Here is a 16,180-nt window from a genome sequence, read left to right as displayed (position 1 = left end):
GACTTATCGCTTTAAAATACGTTCAATTACTCGTATCATTACTCCCGCTTAATACTTGCGTTTAAAGTCACCCACTTTTATAGCCGCATCCGCTTACTAAATCAATTTGACGAATTATATGTAACTTGCAGAAAAGTTTCTATTTTTGTTTGAGCTTTTGACTAAAAAATAAGTGAGTTGGTACTTTATCATATCGATAATTTTATGAAGTTCTGTTAAAGTTTCACCGGAAGCTAAGTCCTATTTTTAAGTTTAACTTGATTTAAAATGACGATGAATTGGCTTCTTTTTTATATCCTGAGCATTTCAAGGTCTTCATTAAAATTATCAAAGGAAGCTTTATGTTAGTACTTGAGCCCCAACATGTTCACATGCATCAACATGCTGGTGATAAAGCAGAAGCGCTACAATGTTTAATAAATATTCTGGTTGAAGACCAACTCGTAACTGCTGAATATCTTTCTGGACTTGAGGCACGTGAAAAGCAAAGCGCGACATATTTGGGTCAAGGGATTGCGATTCCACATGGAACACCACAATCACGAGAATTTATTTTAAACACAGGTGTTCGTTTAGCACATTTTCCAGACGGTGTTGTCTGGGACGGTGAAAATGTTATTTACTTGGCTGTGGTTATTGCAGCAAAATCAGATGAACATTTGCAGGTTTTACAAATTCTGACGCGTGCGTTGAGTAAAGATGTACATGAGTTGGTTAAGTCTGCTACAACAGCAGAACAGATTATCGAAATTTTACAAGCACAGCCCCAATCATTGGTCTTGCATGAAAATTTAATTCAAACCGATACACAGGTTGACGATATCGAAGACTTCTTCTGGAATGCAAGTAAGCTTCTCAAACAACAAAAATTGGTTGAACCTGGTTTTATTAGTCAACTTAATCCTAAAAATACGATTCAAATTCAAGATGATCTTTGGTCAATTTCAGGTTCAGGTTATGTAAAACAACCTGCCGTGAGTATTGTGAAAGCTAAACAACCATTGGCTTTTCAAGGCAGTACCATCAAAACCCTGATTTGTATTGCTGAAAACGAACAGCTCGATACACAACAATTTAACCGCTTGATGGATGTGCTGTTTCAACCACAAGTACAACAACAGCTAGACGATGAGCAATCTAGCAATCAAATTGCCAAACTTGTTGGTGCAGAAACGATTCCAGACTGGCCTTCACGCAATATTTTACTTGCCAATGCCCATGGTTTACATGCACGCCCGGCAACACAACTGGTAAACCTCACCAAAACCTTTAGTGGTGATCTTCAGGTATCAGTAGATGGTGGTAGTTTTGTTTCTGCAAAAAGCCTGACTAAACTCCTGTCTTTGGGTTGTCAACGTGGTCAACGCCTAACCTTTATTGCAGAACCTGATACAGATGCAATTTTGGCACTCGATCAGATTGTCGAGGCTGTACGTGATGGTTTAGGTGAAGAAGTTGAGCCAATTGAAGAAAATCTGTTTTTAAATTCAGTACTTGATCAGGACAGCTCGGCTGAAACCGAACAGTATGAAATTACCCATTGCGGTATTGCAGCCTCTTCTGGTTTAGCATTTGGCCCTGCGCATGTCATTAAGCCGAAAAAATTTAATTACGATCGTTATGCAGGCAGTTTAAAAGAAGAAAAAGAAAAGCTTGAAATTGCAATTCGTACGGTTAAAAACACCATTCACCAATACATTTCAAAATCTGCATCGAAAGACATCAAGCAAATTTTTCTTGCTCACCTTGAAATGCTTGATGACCCAGATCTGATTCAACAAGTTCATTTGGCGTTAAATCACAATTTAAGTGCGGCCGCTGCATGGCATGAACATATTGAAAAAGCAGCCAAGGCACAAGAAGGCTTGAAGGATAAACTGCTTGCAGAACGTGCTGCTGATTTGCGTGATATCGGCGATAAGGTTTTGGCCATTTTGTGTAATGAGCCTGAAGTGGAAGAGCCAGAGCAGCCTTATATCCTGATTATGCATGATGTAGGTCCGAGCGATGTTGCCCGCCTAAACAAAGATCGTGTCGCAGGTATTTTGACGTCGATTGGTGGTGCAAGTGCGCACAGTGCGATTGTCGCTCGTGCTTTAGGTATTCCGGCTGTTGTGGGTGCAGGTGATGCCGTACTGAACATTGATTCGCATGCAGTTGTACTCATTAACGGTGACACAGGTGAATTCGAAGTGAATCCTTCACCTGAACAGATTGAACATGCAATTCGTGAACGAGAAGTACAGCGTCTACGCCGTGAAGAAGCTGAAAAATCTGCACACGAGCCAGCGATTACCACAGACCAGCATCAAATCGAAATTGCTGCCAATGTTGGAAAAATTGTCGATACGGCTAAAGCTGTTCAAAACGGCGCAGAAGCCATTGGCTTATTGCGTACTGAACTGGTGTTTATGTCGCATAACAGCGCACCAGATGAATTAGCTCAAGAAAAAGATTACCGTCATGTACTTGATGCACTCGAAGGCCGTCCACTTGTCGTTCGTACACTTGATGTAGGTGGAGACAAGCCACTTCCATACTTACCGATTGCAGCCGAAGAAAATCCGTTTTTGGGATTACGCGGTATTCGTTTGACTTTACGCAAACCAACATTACTGCGTCAGCAATTAATTGCATTGCTTAAATCGGCAGATAATCGCCCACTGCGCATTATGTTCCCAATGGTTGGTCGAGTTGAAGAATGGCGCGCTGCTAAAGGCATCTTAGACGAAGTACTAGAGCAGTATCCGTGTGAAAACCTTGAAGTCGGCATCATGATTGAGGTTCCTTCCGCAGCGCTCTTGACCCCTATTTTAGCTAAAGAGGTCGACTTCTTTAGTATCGGTACAAATGACTTAACGCAATACACCATGGCAATTGACCGTGGTCATCCGATTTTATCGGCTGAAGCAGACGGACTTCACCCAAGTATCCTGCTTTTAATTGATCAAACGGTACGTGCTGCACATGCCAATAACAAATGGGTGGGTATTTGTGGTGAACTTGCCGCAGATCCTAAAGCTGTACCCATTTTAATGGGACTTGGTGTTGATGAGCTCAGTATGTCAATTTCTAGCATTCCACTGGTTAAGGCTCAAGTGCGCCACTTAAATTATGCTGAGTGTCAAAAACTCGCGCAAAAAGCATTACTTTGCGATAGTGCGACTGCAGTTCGTGAATTGGCGGAATAATAACCCATGGCAAAAATTTTAACGATTACTCTAAATCCAGCTATTGATATCACTATCGAACTTGAAACACTTCATGTCGGTGCAGTCAATCGTCAGCAGCATGTACAACTACATGCTGCAGGTAAAGGATTAAATGTTGCACAGGTCTTACATGATTTGGGGCATGATGTCATTGTTTCGGGCTTCTTAGGGGTAAGAAATCGAGAGATTTTTGATCGCCACTTTGAAGAAATGCACTTTGAAAATCAGTTTATCTATATTCCGGGCGAAACACGCCAGAACGTCAAAATTGCAGAACACTCTGGCCGCATGACGGATATTAACGGTAAAGGTTTTCTGGTTTCCGAAAGTGACAAGCAACGCTTGATGCTTCAGATTCATCAGGCTGCTCAAGAAGTCGAATGCGTTGTCATTGGTGGAAGTTTGCCACAAGGATTTTCAGTAGACGATTTAAAAGCATTAATGGATATGTTGCAAAAAGCCAATAAACTGGTCGCAATTGATACCAGTGGTGAAGCACTTGTCGCCGCGATTTCAATGCATCCTTGGATGATCAAACCCAATACCGATGAACTTGAAGAAAGTTATGGTAAGAAGCTCACCGAACTGTCTGAACAAATCGAATTGTTTAAAGCGCTCGATAGCCGTATTGAGCATGTTGTGATTTCGATGGGTGAAGACGGCGTGCACTGGCTCAACCCTGCTCAAGCATTAAAATCGTTGCCGCCTAAAGTAGAAGTGAAAAGTACAGTAGGTGCAGGTGATTCATTGTTGGCAGGAATGATACATGGTTTGGTCAGCAAGCTCTCTGCCGAAGAAACACTTCAAACGGCAACTGCAATTGCAAGTAATGCTGTGAGCCAAATTGGCTTTCGCGTACCAACAGAAGAAAAGCTGTTGAATCTTAAACAACAAACCACTATCAAATCATTGAGTTAATCTGATGCAGACAGTTCAATCCCTCTTATTTGTGATCAATAGTACGCAGCAGTACGTCAATGCTTCGATTTTGGCAAAAAAGTTGACTCAATCTGCAAACAAATTGGGCTATACCAGCACGACTATTGCATCAAAAGATGACATTCCACAGCATAATGTCGATGTTGTGGTGTTTCTGGGTGATCTACCGAGTAATGTTGCTGCGTACCCTGCAAACTTGGTCGCACAAATTCGTTTGGATGATGCCACAAAGAATACAGATGAATTACTCAGTCATGCCTTAAACAATGCTCAAGCTGCAAGTGAGTCTGCCTCACTCACAGCTTCAACTGGCACTCAGGCAAAACGCTTTGTTGCAATCACAGCTTGCCCAACGGGTGTAGCGCACACCTTTATGGCTGCTGAGGCTTTACAACAAGGTGCGACCAAGCACGACTATATCATTGATGTTGAAACCCAAGGCTCTGTTGGCGCAAAAAACATTCTGACAGCAGAAGCGATTGAAGCGGCCGACATTGTCATTTTGGCAACAGATATTGAAGTGAATACCGACCGCTTTGTGGGCAAACGCGTTTATCGTTGCAGCACAGGCTTTGCCTTAAAACAAACTGACAAGGCGTTTCAACAAGCGATTAGCGAAGCGAAGGTTCTTGAATCGTCCAAGCAAGCTGCAACCGCAGCGTCTGGCTCAGCGACAAAAGAAAAGGCTGGCGTGTACAAACACCTACTGACAGGTGTTTCTTTCATGCTACCTATGGTGGTTGCGGGTGGCTTGCTTATCGCACTATCGCTATGTTTTGGTTTAAATGCTGCTGAACAAAGCGGAAGTTTAGCTTATGTTTTGAAGCAAATTGGTGTAACAGCTTTTACACTCATGGTGCCGATGTTGTCTGGCTATATTGCCTATTCAATTGCCGACCGCCCAGGCTTAACACCAGGACTGATTGGTGGCTTATTGGCGACCCAGTTACAAGCAGGCTTTTTAGGCGGGATTGTTTCAGGTTTCCTTGCTGGTTATATCGCGTTGTTTTTGGCCAAAAAAATCAAGTTGCCAACCAGCCTTGAGTCATTAAAACCAATCCTCATTGTTCCATTATTGGGAACATTGTCGGTTGGTTTGATCATGTACTATGTTGTGGGTAGTCCGGTTGCTCAAATCTTTGAAATGATGAAAGACTTCCTGAACAACATGGGTACAACCAACGCTGTGTTGATGGGAATTGTTTTGGCATCGATGATGTGTATCGATTTGGGTGGGCCAATCAACAAAGCAGCTTATGCTTTTACTGTAGGCCTTTTAACCACCAATACGTATATGCCAATGGCTGCCACAATGGCGGGCGGTATGGTACCTGCACTTGGAATGGCGCTGGCTACATTCTTTGCGAAAAATAAATTTAATACGGGCGAACGCGATGCCGGTAAGGCTGCATTTGTTTTGGGCTTGTGTTTTATTTCTGAAGGTGCAATTCCATTTGCAGCAAAAGATCCGATGCGAGTAATTCCAACCTGTATCGCTGGTGGTGCAGTCACAGGTGCGCTTGTTGCACTATTTCATTGCGAGCTGGTTACACCGCATGGTGGCGTATTTGTATTACTGATTCCAAATGCAATCAACCACGCGTGGCTGTATCTCATTGCGATTGCTGCAGGCAGCTTAGTAACAGGTCTGAGCTACGCTTTACTCAAGCGCCGTGAAGCAGCACCTTTGATTGTACAGAAAGCTTAAGTTATACGTGTTATAAAAAAGAGAGGTTATCCTCTCTTTTTTTATGTCCTGATTTTTTGATTCGTCACGAATAAGCGAAATTGTCTGGATTTGTCATAAAGAATTGGTTATAAGTGATTTTTAAGCTTTAATATGAATACTCAGCAAAACGCTTATGACATCTTTAGAACAATCTCTTGCTGAAATTCCAGCCTTCGCACCTATCCATGCGCATCTTTTTAGTTCTGGTCAACCAAGCGCAGAACAGCTTAAGTGTATTAAAGAATATGGCTTTAGTACCGTCATTAATCTGGCCTTAAATGATGCTGATCCACACTTAGATCATGAAGATCGAATCTGTCTCGAACTTGGGCTCAATTATATCCATTTGCCTATGTTATGGGATATGCCAAATGCTGAACAAGGCTTGTTAATTTTAGACCTGATTGATCATCTTGTCGGTAATGAAATGGTCTGGATTCATTGTGCTAAAAATTATCGGGTCAGTTGTTTGATGTACCTATATCGTCAATATTATATGAATATTGATATTTCAGAGGCCCAAACACAACTTGAAGAAGTGTGGCAACCCAACGAAACTTGGACGGGTATTATTCATAGTATTGCTTTACAGCTTCAAGGCCGTAAAGCAACACGCGATATTCAAAATACCATGAATCAATCCGATCATTTTACCTGATGCGAGATCAATACGGTTGCTGTAGCCAGAATACCTTCCTGACGTCCCGTAAAACCTAGCTGTTCGGTTGTAGTGGCCTTGATACTGATCTGCGTCACATCAACCTCCAAAACATCAGCAATACTCTGACGCATGTCAAGATTATGCTTGGCTAGCTTAGGTCGCTCACAGGCAACCGTGATATCCGCATTATTGAGTACATAGCCACGATCCAAAATAAGCTGATAGACATGTTTAAGCAATACTCGGCTATCCGCACCTTTAAATGCTGGATCTGTATCTGGAAAGTGCTGACCGATATCGCCTAATGCCAATGCTCCTAAAAGTGCATCGGACAATGCATGTAACACGACATCACCATCTGAATGCGCTTTTAAGCCATGTGAATGCGGAATCTTGACTCCAGCCAGTGTGACATGATCGCCCTCTTCAAAGGCATGCACATCTAATCCCTGGCCAATTCGAACTTGTACAACCACTATTCATTCCTTCTATAAATAAACAACTCATCTTGTATTCTGGCTTGCGGTTTCGCTATAGTACGTGAAGCAAAGTCAAATGAAAGTATAAGCGATCATGCCGTTTAATACAGATAGATTTCCTTTAAAAAACGTAGCTTATGTTCTAATGATTGGTGGATGGTGTACATTTGCCCAAGCTTTTCCATTGAGCAATTGTGATGCAAAATCTGATACACCGCTTGAGGGAAAGATCTGCTCAGGTACGTTTAAAAGCTCACGCCAAGCACTCGACAGTAAATTTTTAACCGCTTATCTGGTTTCAGATGCACCAGTTCAGTTGCTCAAAGACACTCACACCTTGTGGCTGAATCAAACTAAACTTTGCAAAACCTCTCAATGTATCAAGCAACAATTTGACGTTCGCTCCGATGAACTCAATACTTATACATCTTTAAATCAAACGCTTACACAGCATTTTCTCAAATATGACAATGGAACATTAGCCACATCGCCAGTTCATTTACAAGTTCATCAATTAAGCAAAGATAAAATCAAGATTGAAGGAATTGCATATCGAAATCCGAACAATCGATCTGAAACCCAAACTGTGCCTTTTTTAGCTTATACCTCACCTGAGAAGAAAAATCAGATTGTCGATAACGAGCACGACTGTGCGTATACATTTAATTTTCAAAAAAGCCTTTTAGTTGTTAAAACCGAGCAAAAAGGCTGTGAGCGTTTTACAGGTATTTATCGGCTTTACGATTAAATCGGCATACACCTGAATGCATACCGTGCGTATATGCTTAGGCAGGAACCTTCATCGCAATTTCTTGACTAATCATGGAAGCAGTTGCGGCCGAAAGTGTCCATCCTAAATGGCCATGTCCAGTGTTGTAAAATACACGTGGATGTCTGCCCTGTTTTACAACTGGCATCATGTTGGGCATCATAGGTCTTAAGCCTGCCCAAGGCACCACATGCTCGGTTGAAAGATCAAAGTTTTCATTTACCCAGTTAATTAAAGGTTGAATACGATCTGCCCGAATATCTCGGTTATAGCCATTAAATTCGGCAGTCCCGGCTACACGTAAGCGATCTTCTCCTAAGCGTGATGTCACGATCTTGGCACGCTCATCGAGTAAACTCACCCAAGGCGCGTTGGCAATGCTTTTCGTATCTTTCAAATGCACTGTAATCGAATATCCTTTGACCGGATATACATTTACTCGATCGCCCAGCATATGTGCAAGCTGATAACTTCCCACACCACCACAGACAATAATACCGTCGGCCTCAATACAAAGCTCTTCTTTTGATAATTGCGACATGTTTTCATCACTTGGCAAACATGTCACACGAACCATATGCTCATTTAACTGAACATCTTTGACATCCCAACCAAACTGGTAATTCACGCCATACGTTTTTGAGCGCTCGGCCAACCCCACACTAAATTTATGAATGTCGCCTGTTGCATCTCCAGGCGTGTAATATCCACCAAAATATTCACCTGCCAAAGTCGGCTCAATCTGCTTCATTTGTTCAGGCGTGACACCAAAGCGCTCAAGCTGACCTTTAACCAACAGATCATTCACATTTTTGGCAATTATATAGTCCGATTCATTGTGATAAATGTGCAAAATACCGCGCTTTTCCAGATTAAAATCAATATTTTCATCTTTAGCAATTTCAAACAGGCGTTGGCGGGCTAAAAGTGCCAATCGTACTGTATCGATGGTATTTTTTTCATAATTTTTGATTTGTGATAAAAACTCAAATAGCCAACTATATTTATGCAAATTAAATGAAGGATTTAACAGTAACGGTGCATCTTTGTGAGACATCCATTTGATGCCCTTGGCCACTGTAGATTTTTGATTCCAGACTTCTGCATTACAGGCTGAAAGTTGTCCACCATTGGCAAATGATGTTTCCATGGCTGGAAACAAATGTCGGTCAATCACCGTGACCTGATACCCCAATTTCGCCAGCTCATAGGCCGATGTAACACCTGTAATACCCGCACCAATCACAATAATATGAGACATAATTGCTCCTTTGAAATGTTACAACATTTCAGAAGTTGCCCCATCTGTCATGGTACCTGAGAGCTTCGATGCGACGAGATTTACCATAAATCTGTCGACCATCCCCTTCGGTGAGTATACTAAGATACTTCTCTCCAGATTACTTATCGATCACTACAGTCCTTTTGCCTGAGAGTTTCCGGGGTCGTTGCTCCTTCGGCGTATCCTAAAAGGACATCTCTCCTGCAATAATCGTTATGTTTATAAAAGCAATGTATATGCCAATTCAGTATAAAATCAACTTATTATCGTTAATGAATTGTAGTGTATAAAAAAAAGCGCCTGTATCTTTTCAAATACAAGCGCTTTAAAAAATATAAACTCAAATCAACTCTGCCGCTGTGCATTTAGAATCAGGCGAGCAAGTTGTAAATCCTCTGAATAAGTAATTTTAATGTTATCAGAACGCCCTTGAACCACATCTACAGTTTCACCCATATATTCTAATGCGCTTGCTTCATCTGTGATCGGAATTTGATTCATTAAAGCGTACTCAATACAACGCTTTAAAATACCCAGCTTTGCCATTTGTGGTGTTTGGGCCTGCCAGAGGAAACTCCGATCAACAGTTTTCTCAATTTTTGGCTGTTGTTGTACTCGTTTAAGCGTATCTCTGACAGGTGTTGCCAAAATGGCATGTACATCATGCGCTGTACAATGTGTCATCAATGCCTCTAGGTTGGGCAAGCTCACACATGGACGAGCAGCATCATGCACCAAAACATAGTCATCTTCTGAAGCAAAGCGCAAAAGATGATTCAGCGCATTTAATACTGAGTCGGCTCGTTCTTTTCCGCCCAAACAAAAATGTGCTTTCTGGCGATTCTTTAAAGGAAGTGTCTGGGCAATATTGTCATCTTGACCAATGGCCAAAACATAACCATCGAGGGGTAAGCCATTTAATCGATCAACTGTGTGTTCTAAAACAGTTTTACCATCAATCAACTGGTATTGTTTTAACTCGGTTTTAGAAAAACGCGACCCACTTCCAGCAGCAGGAATAATTGCCCATAACTTAGTCTGGAATGTCGGGTGTTGGTGGGGTTTCATTGGTTTGCATATCTACTTTAGCATTTGGATCGATATAAATCGGCTTGTACTGGGTACTAATCGTACTCATTTGAACAAAGGTTTCATGAGGCTTAATTAAACCCAAATCGAGACGTGCATGTTCTTCAATCGCCTCTGTGCCATTTTTCAGATCATAGACTTCAGCAGCAAGAATTCGATTTCGCTCTTTTAATTCTTGATTGATTTCAGCTTGTTGAGCAATTTGCTGTGTTAAGGCTTGATGCGGAAAATAACCACCCTCACCCCACCAGAAACTGTACTGAAGACCTGCAACCAAAATGATGACAAGCCCCAATATAAGTTTGCTCGAAGTAGACTTAAAAACTTCTAACATAGTCTTGAGCACTTCAATTAAAACATCCTTTAATGTTTTGTATGATATAACAATTTGAAACTTGGCATGCACAATTGCGGCCAAATCTAAATAAAAAAATTAAAAGCCAATCATAACGTTATTGACCTTTTTGACGCGTCTCATTTTGTCAAAGTTCATCTCAATTGAAAAGGGTCTATCGGGTATGATTTGAGTAATCTACTCAAAACTAAGGCAACTTTCTGCTATTAATTTTATGCTATTTTTTACAATTCTTCTGGATGCTTGAAATGTGATTCAGCCACTTTTCATTGCTCAATAGAGAAATATAGTCAGTTTTCACACTCTTTAAATTAGCAACTCATTTCAAAAACTGTTGTGCAGTGTATGAATCACTAAATGCGAAAATATCACTCTAAAATAAAAAAAAAGGTGCTATTAAACATAGCACCTTTTATTACCTGCAAATCTCTTCAATTCAAAACTGACGATGATTTGCAATTACATTCAAAGATTAATTTAAACCTTTGAATTCCGCCTTACCACGGTAAGCCGCTTTAGTTAACTCTTCAATACGAAGCAACTGGTTGTATTTTGATACACGATCAGAACGGCATAATGAACCCGTTTTGATTTGACCCGCAGCAGTACCTACTGCAAGATCTGCAATAGTTGAATCTTCAGTTTCACCTGAACGGTGTGAAATCACTGTAGAATAACCATTGTCTTTCGCTAAATAGATTGCATCTAGCGTTTCAGTCAACGTACCAATTTGGTTGTACTTGATTAAGATAGAGTTACCTACTTTCTCATTGATACCACGTTGAAGGATTTTTGGATTGGTTACAAACAAGTCATCACCCACCAACTGGATTTTGTCACCCAGAATCGATGTCAAGTAAGACCAACCTTCCCAATCAGACTCATCTAAACCATCTTCAATTGAGATAATTGGATACTGGTTTACAAGACCTGCTAAATAGTCAGAGAACTGGTTGCTTGTGAATGCTTTATTGCCTTCACCAGCCAAGATGTACTGACCATTTTTATAAAATTCTGAAGATGCACAGTCAAGTGCAAGCATGATGTCAGAACCCGCCTTGTAACCAGTTTGACCAATCGCTTCAAGAATAACAGTGATTGCTTCTTCATTAGAACGCAAGTTTGGCGCAAAACCACCTTCATCACCCACAGCAGTGTTTAAACCTTTTTTGTTTAAAACTGATTTTAGAGAATGAAAGATTTCAGCACCTGCACGCAATGCTTCAGAGAATGAAGTGAAGCCAACAGGCTCAATCATAAACTCTTGAATATCAACGTTGTTGTCTGCATGCGAACCACCATTGATGATGTTCATCATAGGTACAGGCATCGTCAAGATAGTTTGACCACGTAAGTCTGCGATGTATTGGAAAAGAGGGATTTTCTTTTCCTCGGCAGCAGCGCGTGCAGCAGCTAGTGATACCGCCAAAGTTGCATTCGCACCTAATTTTTCTTTATTTTCAGTACCATCAAGCTCGATCATCGTGTTATCGATGTCTTTTTGTTCAAATACTGATTTGCCCACTAAAGCGTCACGGATAACGGTGTTGACGTTATTCACCGCAGTTTTAACGCCTTTACCCAAATAGCGTGCTTTATCGCCATCACGAAGTTCTAACGCTTCACGAGAACCAGTTGAAGCACCAGATGGTGCACATGCACGACCAACTACGCCAGATGCTAAGATTACGTCTGCTTCGATGGTCGGGTTACCACGAGAGTCCAAAATTTCACGTGCACGAATGTCAACGATTTGGCTCATGAACAATTCCTCAATTGAATGAAAAATAAGATGCAATCATTTGCATCAATCAGTATTTAACTTTTTGAATCCTTTAACTAAAGTATCCAATTCTTTTAATTGTGCCAAGAAAGGCTCAAGCTGTGATAGGCGTAACGCACAAGGACCATCACATTTGGCTTTTTCAGGATCTGGATGTGCTTCTAAGAACAATCCAGCCAATCCAGTCGCCATCCCTGCGCGAGCTAATGTCGTAATTTGTGCACGGCGTCCACCTGCCGAGTCAGCTCGACCACCAGGTGTTTGAAGTGCATGCGTGACATCAAAAAATACCGGCACATTCATCTCTTTCATGGTGTCGAAACCAAGCATGTCGACCACAAGATTGTTGTAGCCAAAAGAGGTTCCACGCTCACATAGAATCAGCTTGTCATTGCCCGCTTCAAGGCACTTGTTCAAGATATGATTCATTTCACGCGGCGACAAGAATTGTGCTTTTTTAATATTAATAATGGCTTGGGTTTTTGCCATTGCCTCAACCAGATCCGTTTGACGGCTCAAGAATGCAGGCAATTGAATAATATCGGCAACCTCTGCAACAGGAGCAGCCTGATACGGTTCATGCACATCGGTAATAATTGGAACATTAAAATGTTTTTTAATTTCACCGAGCCATTCAATACCTTTTTCGAGGCCAGGACCACGAAACGAATGTAGGCTTGAACGGTTTGCTTTATCAAAACTTGCTTTAAAAACGTAAGGGATTTCAAGGCGTTTGCAGATATCTACATAGGTTTCTGCAATTTCAAATGCAAGATCTTTCGACTCAAGTACATTCATTCCGCCAAATAATACAAATGGCAAATGATTTGCCATTTGTATATCGCCTAAACGTACAATCTCTTGGGGTTTTAATTGTGACATTTAAACAGTCCTAGTTTATGCGTCGTATTATTTCGTTTTAAGGTGCTGTTTTTTCGCAGCATCGATAAAGCTAGCAAATAATGGATGTCCATCACGTGGCGAACTTGTAAATTCAGGATGGAATTGTACAGCAATAAACCAAGGATGTTCAGGAATTTCGACTGTTTCAACCAAATGTTGCGCAGTTGAATAGCCCGAAATTTTCATACCCGCTTTTTCAATTGGCTCAATAAAGCGGTCGTTCATTTCATAGCGGTGACGATGACGCTCTACAATCTCAGCCTTACCATACACCTGACGTGTTTTGGTGCCTTCGACCAGTTCAGATTTTTGTGCACCTAAACGCATGGTTCCACCAAGATCTGACTCAACGCTGCGCTGTTGAAGTTCACCACGCTCGTCTAACCACTCTGTGATCAGACCAATGATTGGGAACTTGGTCGAACGGTTAAATTCAGTCGATGTAGCTTCTGCCAAACCTGCAACATTACGTGCGTATTCAATTACCGCAAGCTGCATGCCCAAGCAGATTCCTAAAAATGGAATACCTTGCTCACGCGCATACTTAATCGCCAACATCTTGCCTTCTGTTCCACGCTCACCAAAACCACCCGGTACAAGGATAGCGTCAGCCGTAGACAAAATAGAGATATCTTGGGTTTCAAGCGTTTCTGCATCGACATAGTCGATCTGAACTTTTACGCGATTTTGAATACCCGCATGAAGTAAAGCTTCATTGACAGACTTATAAGCATCTGGAAGTTCAACGTATTTACCTACCATTGCGACACGAACAATGTATTCAGGGTTAAATAACGCTTCACATACCTGATCCCAATCTGAAAGATCAGCTTGTGGCAAATCGTTGTAGCCGAAACGCTCACAGATGAGGTCGTCTACTTTTTGCTCGTAGAAGTTACGCGGAATTTGATAGATGGTTTTCGCATCTTTACATACCACAACCGCACGTGCTTCAACATTGGTAAACAATGCGATTTTACGTTTGGTGTCGGCATCTACGTCATGCTCTGTACGGCAGATCAAAATATCCGGTTGAATACCAATTGACAATAATTCTTTCACAGAATGTTGAGTTGGTTTGGTTTTCAACTCTGCTGCTGAACGAATATATGGGAGGAGTGTCAAATGCATCAACATCGTACGCTTATGGCCAAGTTCGACCATTAACTGACGTACAGATTCCATAAATGGTAAAGATTCGATATCACCAACCGTACCACCGATTTCGACAATCGCGACATCATAGCCTTCACCGGCTGCAAGAACACGTTCTTTGATGTTATCGGTAATATGTGGAATAACTTGAACCGTACCACCTAAGTAATCGCCACGACGTTCTTTATTTAAAACGTCTTGATAAACACGACCACTGGTGAAGTTGTTCAATTTGGTCATTTTCGCACGACGTAAGAAACGTTCGTAATAGCCCAAATCTAAATCTGTTTCGGCACCATCTTCAGTAACAAAAACTTCACCGTGTTGGAATGGACTCATTGTCCCCGGATCAACATTAATATATGGATCCATTTTTACCATGGTTACTTTTAAACCACGGGCTTCTAAAAGTGCAGCAACTGAAGCAGCTGAAATACCTTTACCTAGTGATGAAACAACACCACCAGTTACGAAAATAAAATGGGTCATTGGGTTTCTCGTACAATCGAGCCTAAATCGGCATGCAATGCTGGGCAATTTTACTTTACTCTGCACCTATAAAGCAAAGTCATTCAGCATCAAATGTTAGAACAATAAACAATTGGCTATTCTAGCAGCATTTTTATCGGAAAATTAGACTTTGTAACGAGGATTTTCATAGCGATTTTTATTGTTATAATAGGCGCACCTATTTCTAGATTTAATTTGTACACACATGAATAAAAAATTCTTAATTTGTGGATTGATTGCTGCTGGCTTATTTTTAACGGCTTGTTCAAAAAAAGAACAACCAAAAGATGAAAATCAGTCTCAAATGGAAACAAGCACTCAGGAGCAGCAACCAACTGAGCTCAAACCGCTTCAAGAGGCACAAAACCAACAGTCGACCACAGAACAGACCGTCGTAATTGAGCGTATGGAAACACCAAATACCACAACAGAGATTCGTCGTGAGCAGCACCATGCCGCAAAACCTGTTGAAACGCCAGTGAAAGAAGAACCAAAAGCCGAACCGAAAACGGAAGTTTCAACGGCGAATACGGAAGAACAGCCAGCTCGTTCAACCACCAAACAAAACCGTAGTGAAGATGATGCCGTGGCGGATGCGATTGCAGCAGCAACACCTGCCCTTAAAAACTAATTGCGTTTTGCGCAGTAAAAGATGCCCGTTAAGGATTACTTGCGGGCTTTTTTTGGATGTATATAACAAAACTTAGTGTTGGTAATTCGTGTTTAATTTGTTGATTATATGAAATTTTATCTCTAAAAAACTTCTAAATAGGCTTTATCTTTTAGACAGTATGTTAAGCTAAAAACGTAATTTAAGTTTTAAAAAGAGTAATAAAGGAGAATAACATGAGCTACCAACACATTCTTGTTCCCGTTGATGATTCGGAACTTTCAGAAATTGCTACCCGGCATGCACTTTTTATTGCTCAAGCTTTTGGCAGTCGAGTTACAGTCATGAGTGTTGTGGCAGTCGATCCATTTGTTGGTGTCGATTTTTATAAGGTAGCCCCCGCTATTACCAATCACTTTATGGATGCCGAAGCACATGCTCAAAAGCATCTTGAGCAGATTCAGCAACAGTTTCTCGCACATCAAATCGACACGGACGTTAAAATCATTCGCGAAGAACCAACTGCGACTGGCATTTTGAATATTGCCGATGAAGTAAATGCCGATCTGATTATTATGGGTTCTCACGGCCGATCAGGGCTGAAAAAATTTGTTTTAGGTAGTGTCGCACAAAAAGTCGCCAGTGAAAGTGTGGTCCCTGTAATGATCGTAAAAAAATAATTTTTTGTTCAAACTTATAAAAGC

14 protein-coding genes and 1 riboswitch are annotated in these 16,180 nt (G+C 41.2%); of the genes, 7 read left to right on the top strand and 7 right to left on the bottom strand.

Translation table 11 applies throughout. The annotated features are described in order from the left end of the window. Positions 1-341 precede the first annotated feature (341 nt). From ptsP to QLG00_RS10790, 4 genes are all read left to right on the top strand, one after another. Positions 342-3,191, top strand: a complete 2,850-nt coding sequence (ptsP, locus tag QLG00_RS10805) for a phosphoenolpyruvate--protein phosphotransferase (RefSeq protein WP_119689804.1) — start codon at positions 342-344, stop codon at positions 3,189-3,191. Positions 3,192-3,197: 6 nt separating this feature from the next. After that, positions 3,198-4,130, top strand: coding sequence for a 1-phosphofructokinase (pfkB, locus tag QLG00_RS10800; RefSeq protein WP_004947086.1), 933 nt, complete (start codon positions 3,198-3,200; stop codon positions 4,128-4,130). A gap of 4 nt (positions 4,131-4,134) precedes the next feature. Next, complete coding sequence (locus QLG00_RS10795) at positions 4,135-5,859, top strand: fructose-specific PTS transporter subunit EIIC (protein WP_282470960.1); 1,725 nt, start codon at positions 4,135-4,137, stop codon at positions 5,857-5,859. Between the two features lie 154 nt (positions 5,860-6,013). Next, on the top strand, positions 6,014-6,538 hold the full coding sequence (locus tag QLG00_RS10790; RefSeq protein WP_104124314.1) for a protein tyrosine phosphatase family protein: 525 nt from the start codon (positions 6,014-6,016) through the stop codon (positions 6,536-6,538). On the opposite strand, the gene ispF is transcribed toward QLG00_RS10790, so the two are convergent. After that, positions 6,526-7,017 (bottom strand): 2-C-methyl-D-erythritol 2,4-cyclodiphosphate synthase, encoded by a 492-nt coding sequence (gene ispF / locus QLG00_RS10785; RefSeq protein ID WP_004937279.1) that lies wholly within the window; start codon positions 7,015-7,017, stop codon positions 6,526-6,528. The genes QLG00_RS10790 and ispF overlap by 13 nt on opposite strands. Positions 7,018-7,114: 97 nt before the next feature. Here ispF and QLG00_RS10780 point away from each other — a divergent pair, with 97 nt between their 5' ends. Further along, entirely contained in the window at positions 7,115-7,768 is a 654-nt protein-coding gene (locus QLG00_RS10780; RefSeq protein ID WP_004937277.1) for a hypothetical protein, read from the top strand. A gap of 37 nt (positions 7,769-7,805) precedes the next feature. Here QLG00_RS10780 and QLG00_RS10775 read toward each other — a convergent pair whose 3' ends face one another. The 6 genes from QLG00_RS10775 to QLG00_RS10750 form a co-directional block, all read right to left on the bottom strand. Next, on the bottom strand, positions 7,806-9,050 hold the full coding sequence (locus tag QLG00_RS10775; RefSeq protein WP_151815982.1) for a D-amino acid dehydrogenase: 1,245 nt from the start codon (positions 9,048-9,050) through the stop codon (positions 7,806-7,808). A gap of 146 nt (positions 9,051-9,196) precedes the next feature. Next, a riboswitch (glycine riboswitch) is annotated at positions 9,197-9,285 on the bottom strand. 131 nt (positions 9,286-9,416) lie between these two features. Next, positions 9,417-10,139: a 2-C-methyl-D-erythritol 4-phosphate cytidylyltransferase gene (gene ispD, locus QLG00_RS10770; RefSeq protein WP_151815849.1), complete on the bottom strand. Its 723-nt coding sequence runs from the start codon at positions 10,137-10,139 to the stop codon at positions 9,417-9,419. Continuing rightward, on the bottom strand, positions 10,105-10,494 hold the full coding sequence (gene ftsB, locus QLG00_RS10765) for a cell division protein FtsB (RefSeq protein ID WP_004937272.1): 390 nt from the start codon (positions 10,492-10,494) through the stop codon (positions 10,105-10,107). The genes ispD and ftsB overlap by 35 nt, the downstream gene beginning before the upstream one ends. A gap of 493 nt (positions 10,495-10,987) precedes the next feature. Beyond that, complete coding sequence (gene eno / locus QLG00_RS10760; protein ID WP_282470959.1) at positions 10,988-12,277, bottom strand: phosphopyruvate hydratase; 1,290 nt, start codon at positions 12,275-12,277, stop codon at positions 10,988-10,990. A gap of 45 nt (positions 12,278-12,322) precedes the next feature. Then, on the bottom strand, positions 12,323-13,180 hold the full coding sequence (kdsA, locus tag QLG00_RS10755; protein ID WP_004937268.1) for a 3-deoxy-8-phosphooctulonate synthase: 858 nt from the start codon (positions 13,178-13,180) through the stop codon (positions 12,323-12,325). A 27-nt stretch (positions 13,181-13,207) separates the two neighbouring features. Next, positions 13,208-14,845, bottom strand: coding sequence for a CTP synthase (locus QLG00_RS10750; protein ID WP_004927357.1), 1,638 nt, complete (start codon positions 14,843-14,845; stop codon positions 13,208-13,210). A gap of 226 nt (positions 14,846-15,071) precedes the next feature. Here QLG00_RS10750 and QLG00_RS10745 point away from each other — a divergent pair, with 226 nt between their 5' ends. Together QLG00_RS10745 and QLG00_RS10740 are read left to right on the top strand one after the other, a co-directional pair. Beyond that, a complete protein-coding gene (locus tag QLG00_RS10745) occupies positions 15,072-15,497 on the top strand; it encodes a hypothetical protein (RefSeq protein ID WP_004947060.1) in 426 nt (141 codons plus the stop codon). Positions 15,498-15,712: 215 nt separating this feature from the next. Beyond that, the gene (locus QLG00_RS10740; protein WP_004937265.1) at positions 15,713-16,156 is read left to right on the top strand and encodes a universal stress protein; all 444 of its coding nucleotides are present in this window, start codon (positions 15,713-15,715) and stop codon (positions 16,154-16,156) included. Positions 16,157-16,180: the final 24 nt, after the last annotated feature.

The sequence above is a fragment of the Acinetobacter sp. V89_7 genome (assembly GCF_029967895.1).
GTDB lineage: Bacteria > Pseudomonadota > Gammaproteobacteria > Pseudomonadales > Moraxellaceae > Acinetobacter > Acinetobacter soli.
The sequence above is the reverse complement of the archived record's forward strand: the minus strand, read 5'-3'. Positions and strand labels throughout refer to the sequence as shown.